The 7,547-nt window shown below is 68.8% G+C and carries 9 protein-coding genes; 4 read left to right on the top strand and 5 right to left on the bottom strand.

Translation table 11 applies throughout. The annotated features are described in order from the left end of the window. Window positions 1-104: 104 nt before the first annotated feature. A complete protein-coding gene (hisC, locus tag H0W38_RS11965) occupies window positions 105-1,235 on the bottom strand; it encodes a histidinol-phosphate transaminase (protein WP_292454244.1) in 1,131 nt (376 codons plus the stop codon). 54 nt (window positions 1,236-1,289) lie between these two features. On the opposite strand from hisC, the gene H0W38_RS11960 reads away from it, so the two are divergent. Together H0W38_RS11960 and H0W38_RS11955 are read left to right on the top strand one after the other, a co-directional pair. After that, window positions 1,290-1,571, top strand: coding sequence for a hypothetical protein (locus H0W38_RS11960; RefSeq protein WP_292454241.1), 282 nt, complete (start codon window positions 1,290-1,292; stop codon window positions 1,569-1,571). After that, on the top strand, window positions 1,568-1,762 hold the full coding sequence (locus H0W38_RS11955) for a hypothetical protein (protein ID WP_292454240.1): 195 nt from the start codon (window positions 1,568-1,570) through the stop codon (window positions 1,760-1,762). Before H0W38_RS11960 ends, H0W38_RS11955 begins: the two co-directional genes overlap by 4 nt. Here the strand turns inward: H0W38_RS11955 and hisD are convergent. From hisD to H0W38_RS11935, 4 genes are all read right to left on the bottom strand, one after another. Next, window positions 1,759-3,072 carry a histidinol dehydrogenase gene (gene hisD / locus H0W38_RS11950; RefSeq protein WP_292454238.1) on the bottom strand — a complete coding sequence of 438 codons (1,314 nt, stop codon included), beginning with the start codon at window positions 3,070-3,072 and terminating at the stop codon, window positions 1,759-1,761. The two genes, H0W38_RS11955 and hisD, sit on opposite strands and share 4 nt — an antisense overlap. A gap of 4 nt (window positions 3,073-3,076) precedes the next feature. Further along, on the bottom strand, window positions 3,077-3,739 hold the full coding sequence (hisG, locus tag H0W38_RS11945) for an ATP phosphoribosyltransferase (RefSeq protein WP_292454236.1): 663 nt from the start codon (window positions 3,737-3,739) through the stop codon (window positions 3,077-3,079). A 28-nt stretch (window positions 3,740-3,767) separates the two neighbouring features. Then, window positions 3,768-5,051: a UDP-N-acetylglucosamine 1-carboxyvinyltransferase gene (gene murA / locus H0W38_RS11940; RefSeq protein ID WP_292454234.1), complete on the bottom strand. Its 1,284-nt coding sequence runs from the start codon at window positions 5,049-5,051 to the stop codon at window positions 3,768-3,770. Window positions 5,052-5,143: 92 nt separating this feature from the next. Next, the gene (locus tag H0W38_RS11935; protein WP_292454231.1) at window positions 5,144-5,425 is read right to left on the bottom strand and encodes a BolA/IbaG family iron-sulfur metabolism protein; all 282 of its coding nucleotides are present in this window, start codon (window positions 5,423-5,425) and stop codon (window positions 5,144-5,146) included. A gap of 82 nt (window positions 5,426-5,507) precedes the next feature. Between H0W38_RS11935 and H0W38_RS11930 the strand changes: the two genes are divergently transcribed. Then, entirely contained in the window at window positions 5,508-6,101 is a 594-nt protein-coding gene (locus H0W38_RS11930; RefSeq protein ID WP_292454228.1) for a LemA family protein, read from the top strand. A gap of 25 nt (window positions 6,102-6,126) precedes the next feature. After that, window positions 6,127-7,547, top strand: a 1,421-nt coding sequence (locus H0W38_RS11925; RefSeq protein ID WP_292454246.1) for a M48 family metalloprotease, incomplete at its 3' end; no start/stop codon positions are given.

The raw sequence follows: 7,547 nt of genomic DNA, 5'->3' as shown, positions 1-7,547 counted from the left end.
GAGCTGGGCGGCGCCGCTGCCATCGAGGTCGATGCGCACCAGGATCTTGGTTTCGGTGGTGTCGCGGCGCACTTCGGCGATGCGGTGTTCGTGGGGTGCAGTGTTCATGACAGGCAGTCTTTCAGCTCAGCGATCATCCGGTCGTTCTCTTCAGTCAGGCCAACGGTCAGGCGCAGGCAGTTCGCCAGCATCGGATGCAGGTTGGATACGTTCTTCACCAACACGCCGCGGCTTTTCAAGCCTTCGTAAGCCGCTGCCGCATCGCGCACGCGCACCAGCACCATGTTCGCCTCGCTCGGAAAAGGCGTGGCGCCAGGCATCTCGCGCAGCGCGGCCCCCAGGCGCTCGCGCTCGGCGCGAAGCAGCGCAGCCTGATGCGCAAACTCGTTCGCGTGCTCCAGCGCGAACAAGGCCGCCTCGCAGTTGAGCACGCTCACGTTGTAGGGCGGTCGCACCTTGTCGAGCTCGGCCACGATCGCAGCCGGCCCGATCAGGTAACCCAGGCGCACGCCGGCCAAGCCGAACTTGCTGAGGGTGCGCATCAGCAGCACATGATCGTGGCGCATCAGCCGGTCGAGGTAGCTGCGGCTGGCGAAGGGCTGGTAGGCCTCGTCCATCACCACGAAACCGCCGTGCTCGGCGACCGCCTCCACGATGCGCTCGATCACCGCGTCGTCCCACAGGTTGGCGGTCGGGTTGTTCGGATAAGCCAGGTAGGTGAGCGCCGGTCGGTGCTCGCGCACTGCGGCGAGCATGGCCTCTTCGTCGAGTTCAAAGTCGGCCGTCAGCGGCACGCCGACGAAGTGCAGGCCCTGGAGCTTGGCCGACATCTCGTACATCACGAAACCGGGCACCGGCGCCAGCACGGTCGCCGCGCGGCCCTGACTCGCTTCGCCGGGCGGAACATCGCAGGCCATCGCGAGCAGGCTGATCAGTTCGTCCGAGCCGTTGCCGAGCATCAGCGCGCAGCCCGTCGGCATGCCGGCATGACGGGCGAGTGCGGCGCGCAACTCGTCGATGCGCGCCCCCGGATAGCGATTCAGCGCCACGGCGGCGAGCCGCTGGCCGAGCTCGGCCCGCAGGGCTTCAGGCAGGCGGTGCGGGTTCTCCATCGCGTCGAGCTTGACGAAGCCGGCCGAAGGCTGCACCGCATAGGCGTGCATGCCGCGCACGTCCGGACGGATGAACTCGGCAAGCCGAGAGTGCAAAAGGGCGGCGGAAACGGGCGGGTTCATTGCGGAGCCGTCTATTACATACTATATTGCATGCATCACTTCGGGGAGAAACACATGGCGGCGGTCCTGACCAACCTGTACCTTGAACCTGCGCAACGCAAGTTCCTCGAAAAGCAGGCCAAGACCAACGGCACCAACCTGTCGGTCGAGGCCCGCTCGGCCATCGATCTGTACAAGGCCGGCGTTTCGCTCTCCGACTTGCAGTTGCTCGATCTCGCGACGAGCCGCGCGAAGGACGACCTCGATGCCATCAATGCCACGCTCGATGCCGGCCAACGCCGCGCCGAGCTTTTCTTCGCGCAGATCGCGTCGATCAAGGCCGGTTCTCCGCAATGAGTCTGGTTGCTGAGATTCTCGACCGGCTCTCGGGAGTCGCTGCGTTGCGCGAAAAGGTCGCCCAGCAGGACAAGGTGCTCGACGGCATGCAGCGCATCATGCTCGACCAGCAGCGCGAACTGGCCGAAGTGAAGGGCACCCTGCGCGCGCTGGTCACGATGCAGTCTCCGGCGTCCAGATCGAGAAGCTAGCGGCGCAGCCGCATTTCGGCGGCCCGCGCATGTGCCTGCAAACCCTCGCCGTGGGCCAGTACGGCGGCGATTGCACCGAGCGTCTGAGCGCCTTGCTCGCTCACCTCGATGAGGCTGGACCGCTTCTGGAAGTCGTACACGCCCAGCGGTGAAGAAAAACGCGCGGTACCCGAGGTCGGGAGCACGTGGTTGGGCCCGGCGCAATAGTCGCCCAGCGATTCGCTGGTGTAGGCGCCCAGGAAGATGGCGCCGGCATGGCGCAGCAGCGGCTCCCAGCGGTGCGGATCGCTCAAGCTGATTTCCAGATGCTCGGGCGCAATGCGGTTGCTGATCTCGCAGGCCTCTTCCATCGAGCGGGTGTGAATGAGCGCCCCGCGGCCCTCCAGCGAGGCGCGGATGATCGCGGCGCGCGGCATCTCGGGCAGCAGCCGCTCGATCTCGCGCTGCACTTCGGCGATGTAGGCGGCGTCGGGGCACAGCAGGATGCTTTGCGCCAACTCGTCGTGCTCGGCCTGGCTGAACAGGTCCATCGCCACCCAGTCGGCGGGCGTCGAGCCGTCGGCCAGCACCAGGATCTCGCTCGGGCCGGCGATCATGTCGATGCCCACCGTGCCGAACACGCGCTTCTTGGCACTCGCCACGTAGGCGTTGCCGGGGCCGGTGATCTTGTCCACCTTGGGCACGCTCGCGGTGCCGTAGGCCAGCGCGGCCACCGCCTGCGCGCCGCCGATGGTGAAGGCGCGCGAGACGCCCGCGACGTGCGCCGCGGCCAGCACCAGGGCATTGCGCTCGCCGCGCGGCGTCGGCACCACCATCACGATCTCCGGTACGCCGGCCACGTGCGCCGGCACCGCGTTCATCAGCAGGCTGGACGGATACGCCGCCTTGCCGCCCGGCACATAGATGCCGACACGATCGAGCGGCGTGACCTTCTGGCCGAGCAGGCTGCCGTCTTCGTCGCGGTAGCTCCAGCTTCGCCCGCACGCTTCAAGCTGGCGCTCGTGGTAGCTGCGGATGCGCGCCGCGGCCTGCTGCAGCGCCTGGCGCTGGGCCGGCGTGATGGCCTCGAAGGCGGCGGCGAAATCGGCCTGGCGCAACTCCAGCGCGCCGATCGAGGCGGCTTCGAGCGCATCGAAACGCGCGGTGTACTCGAGCACGGCCGCATCGCCGCGTGCGCGCACGTCGGCCAGGATCGCGGCCACACGGATCTCGATCGCATCGTCGGTCTCGGCCGACCAGTGCAGCACGCGCTGGAACGCCGCCTCGAAATCCGGCTGAGTCGTGGCGAGACGGCGCACGGCGACGGTCATGGTTTCACTCCTGCCCGCTTTTTGCCGGCACAGCCGGCAGCGCCGACTCGAAGGCTTCGATGATGCGGCGGATCGGCTGCTGCTTAAGTTTCAGGGCGGCCTGGTTGACCACCAGCCGCGAGGAGATGTCCATGATCCGCTCCACCTCCACCAGTCGGTTGGCGGCCAGCGTGCTGCCGGTGGAGACCAGATCGACGATCGCGTCGGCCAGGCCGGTCAGCGGCGCCAGCTCCATGGAGCCGTAAAGCTTGATCAGATCGACGTGCACGCCCTTGTCGGCGAAGTGATCGCGCGCCACGCTGACGTACTTGGTGGCGACGCGGATGCGCGAACCCTGCTTCACCGCCGCCGCATAGTCGAAGTCGGCACGCACCGCCACGCTCATGCGGCATTGCGCGATGCGCAGGTCGAGCGGCTGGTACAGGCCCTGGCCGCCGTGTTCGAGCAGCACGTCCAGCCCGGCCACGCCGAGGTCGGCGCCGCCGTGCTGGACGTAGGTCGGCACGTCGGTTGCGCGCACCAGCACCACGCGCACATCGGGCCGCGTGGTCGCGAGGATCAGCCGGCGCGAGCTCTCCGAGTCTTCAGCGAGCTCGATGCCGGCCGCCTTCAGCAGCGGCAGGCTCTCGTCGAAGATGCGGCCCTTCGACAGCGCGAGCGTGATCAAGGCGTCACCTCCGAAAGTGCCTGCGCGGTCATCCCCTGGTCCTTTCGATGTCGGCGCCGAGTGCGCGCAGCTTGGCTTCCATGCGGTCGTAGCCGCGGTCGAGGTGATAGATGCGGTCCACCTGCGTTTCGCCGCTGGCGACCAGCCCCGCGATCACCAGGCTGGCCGAGGCCCGCAGATCGGTCGCCATGACCGTGGCGCCTGAAAGCTGCGCCACGCCGGTGACGACCGCCGTGTGGCCATCTACTTCGATCTTCGCGCCCAGTCGCATCAGCTCGTCGACATGCATGAAGCGGTTCTCGAAGATGGTTTCGGTCACGAGGGCAGTGCCCTGCGCGATGCAATCGAGCACCATGAACTGCGCCTGCATGTCGGTCGGAAAGGCCGGATATTCGCTGGTGCGAAAGCCGACCGCCTTGAGCCGGCCGTCCGAGTGCACGCGAATGCCCTCGGCGCCGCTCTCGACCTGCACGCCGGCCTCGCGCAGCTTTTCGATCACCGCGTCGAGGTGATCGGCACGCGCATCGCGCAACATCACCTCGCCGCCCGCCGCTGCGGCCGCGCACAGAAAGGTGCCCGCCTCGATGCGATCCGGCACGATGCGGTGCCCGTCCCCGCCGGCGCTGCGCGGGGCATGCAGCTTCGGCACACCCCGCACGACGATGCGGCTGCTGCCATGGCCCTCGATGCGCGCGCCCATCGCGATCAGCATCTCGGCCAGATCGCGGATCTCGGGTTCCCGAGCGGCGTTCTCCAGCACCGTTTCGCCCTCGGCCAGGGTGGCGGCCATTAGCAGGTTCTCGGTGCCGGTCACGGTCACCATGTCGGTCGTGATGCGCACGCCCTTCAGTCCGTTCGGCGCCCTGGCGATGATGTAGCCGTGCTCCACCCCGATCGAAGCGCCCATGGCCTGCAGGCCCTTGATGTGCTGATCGACCGGCCGCGAGCCGATGGCGCAGCCGCCCGGCAGCGACACCGTCGCCTCGCCGAAGCGCGCCAGCAGCGGGCCGAGCACGAGGATCGAGGCGCGCATCGTCTTCACCAGATCGTAGGGCGCCTCGGGGCGGCTCACGCAGCTGGCGTCGAGCATCACCACGCCGTCCTCGCTCTCGCTGCGCTCGGCACTCACACCCATGTTGCGCAACAGCGCGAGCGTGGTCGCCACGTCCTGCAGCCGAGGCACGTTCGCGAGCCGCACAGGCTCGTCTGTCAGCAGCGCGGCGCATAGCTCCGGCAGCGCGGCGTTCTTGGCGCCCGAGATCGTGACTTCGCCCTTCAGGGGGCGCCCGCCGCGAATGATGAGTTTGTCCATGGTGGGTTGCCGCCTCGTCGTGCGCCCGGAGCTGCTTCTCGCGCCAATGCGAAAAACGCCACAGGCCGCGCCAGCGAGGCAGCGGCCTGTGTTCAGTGATGGGTGTGGGCGGAGGCGGCCGGGGCGGAAGCGCCCGCGGCCGCAAATTCGGCGGGCGTCAGCGTCTTCATCGACAGCGCGTGGATTTGCTGGCGCATTCTATCGCCGAGGGCTGCGTAGACCCTCTGGTGGCGTTTGATGCGGCTGAGCCCGTCGAACTCCGCGGCGACGATGGTCGCGGAGAAGTGCCGGCCGTCGCCCTCCACCTGCAAATGCTCGCAGGCGAGGCCTTGCGCGATGTAGCGCTGCACGTCCTCGGGGGTCGGGTCGGTCATAGTGCTCACATTGTAGGCAAGCGCTGCGGCGGGCGAGCCGAGAACCACTACATTCCAGCCCAAACAAGAGGGAGAGGCCGACATGGACGCGACCGGATTGGTTCTGCTGGCGATCGTGGCGATCGTGGCGCTGTGGGCAATCGCCGCCTACAACCGCCTCGTGCGCCAGCGCAACGAGATCGGCAACGCGTTTGCGCAGATCGACGTGCAGCTCAAGCGCCGCTACGACCTGATTCCCAATCTGGTGGAAGTTGCGCGCAAGTACCTGCAGCACGAGCGCGAAACGCTGGAAGCGGTGATCGCCGCTCGCAACACCGCACGGGCGGCGGCCGGCGAGGTGCGCGCCCAGCCGCTGGACGCCGCCCGCGTCGGCGCACTGACCGCCGCGGAAAGCATGCTCGGCGGCGCACTCTCTCGGCTGATGGCGGTGGTCGAGGCCTACCCCGAGTTGAAGGCCGACCAGTCGCTGCGGGAGCTGAGCGAGGAACTGACGCACACCGAGAACCGCGTCGGCTTCGCTCGCCAGGCCTTCAATGACGCCGTGCTCGACTTCAACAACGCTGCCGAGCAATTCCCGGCCAATCTGATCGCGCGCCTGTTCCGCTTTCGTTCGGCCGCCATGCTCGAAGCCACCGAAACCGCGGCCGAACGCGCTGCGCCGAGTGTGAGCTTCTAAGCCCGGCGCGCGTCGCACCGTGGCGATGCGCTTTTGGCGCCACCAGGAGGCCGCGCGCGGGCAGACGCGCTGGCTGCTTGCGCTGTTCGCCCTCATCGTGCTGGCGCTGGTGGCTGCCGTGAACGCGGCATTGGCGATCGCCTATCACCTCAGCTTTCCGCTCGCGCACGCCTACCCGGCGTTGTTCTTCGAGACCAACACCGGCCTGGTGCTGCTTGCCGTGTTGGGCGGGTGCTGGTTCGAGCAGTGGCGGCTGCAGGAAGGCGGCGCCCACGTGGCCCGGCTGGCCGGTGGCGTGCCGGCGCTCGGCCCGCACGGCCGGCCCAACGGTCTGCTGGAAAAGCGCTTGCTCAATGTAATGCAGGAAATGGCGCTGGCCAGCCGGATGCGCCCACCCGCGGCCTGGGTACTGCCGCGCGACGACAGCATCAACGCCTTCGCCGCCGGCTGGAGCGAGGACGACGCGGTGATCGGCGTCACGCGCGGCGCGCTGGAGCGGCTGACGCGCGAGGAGCTGCAGGGCGTGATCGCCCATGAATGCAGCCACCTCGCGCAGGGCGACACGCGGCTGAACATGCGGCTGATCGGCATGGTGTGGGGGCTGGAGATGATGTTCGGCTTCGGCCGCAGCCTGTCCAGCCGGGACGACGATGGCCGAATTCCTGCCGGCGCACTGTTCGGCTGGGCGCTGGTTGCCGTGGGCTCGCTCGGCTGGCTGGGCGGGCGGCTGCTGCAGGCGGCCGTGTCGCGCCAGCGCGAGTTTCTGGCCGACGCCTCGGCCGTGCAGTACACGCGCAATCCGGCAGGGCTGGGCGGCGCACTCCGCAAGATCGCCGGCGCGGCCGGCGAGGCCCGCGCCCGGCGCTCCGTGCCGCTGCAGGCGCCGCATGCCGCGGCCCTCGCCCACTTGCTGCTGAGCACGCCCGGCGTCTCGGGGTGGAGCTCCCATCCACCGCTGCCCGAGCGCATCCGGCGGCTGTGCGGTCGCAGTTTGCCTCCGCTGCCCGCTCCGGTCTTGCCGGCTCCGGGCGACACGGACGAGCCGGACTGGCCGCAGGCAGTCGCTATCGGAACCCTCGGCTGTGCGCCGAGTACGGCTGTCGCATCGATCACGGCGACCTTGCCTGGCTCGGCCAGCATCGCGCACGCCGGGCGACGGGCTGTTCCTGCCGACATCACCCTCGATCCCGACCTGCAGGGCGCCGCTGAACGCGAACGCGAGGCGCTCGATCGCATCGGCCGCTGGGCGGGGCCGGGCGAGCGACGCGCCGCCCTGCTCGCCTTGCTGATCGACCGCTCACCCGCCGCACGCCACGCGGCGCGCTGCACCGCGTGGCAAGCCGCAACGGCGCAGCTGCCCTGTGCAGCGGCTGTATGGAACGACGTGCAAACGCTGCGGCCCGCGGCGCGGCAGACCGCGCTGAGTGCGCTGGCCCGGTCCAGCGC

This window comes from Methylibium sp. (assembly GCF_013817365.1).
Classification (GTDB): domain Bacteria; phylum Pseudomonadota; class Gammaproteobacteria; order Burkholderiales; family Burkholderiaceae_C; genus Methylibium.
Note: the sequence above shows the minus strand (reverse complement) of the source record. Positions and strands in the feature narration are given on the sequence as shown.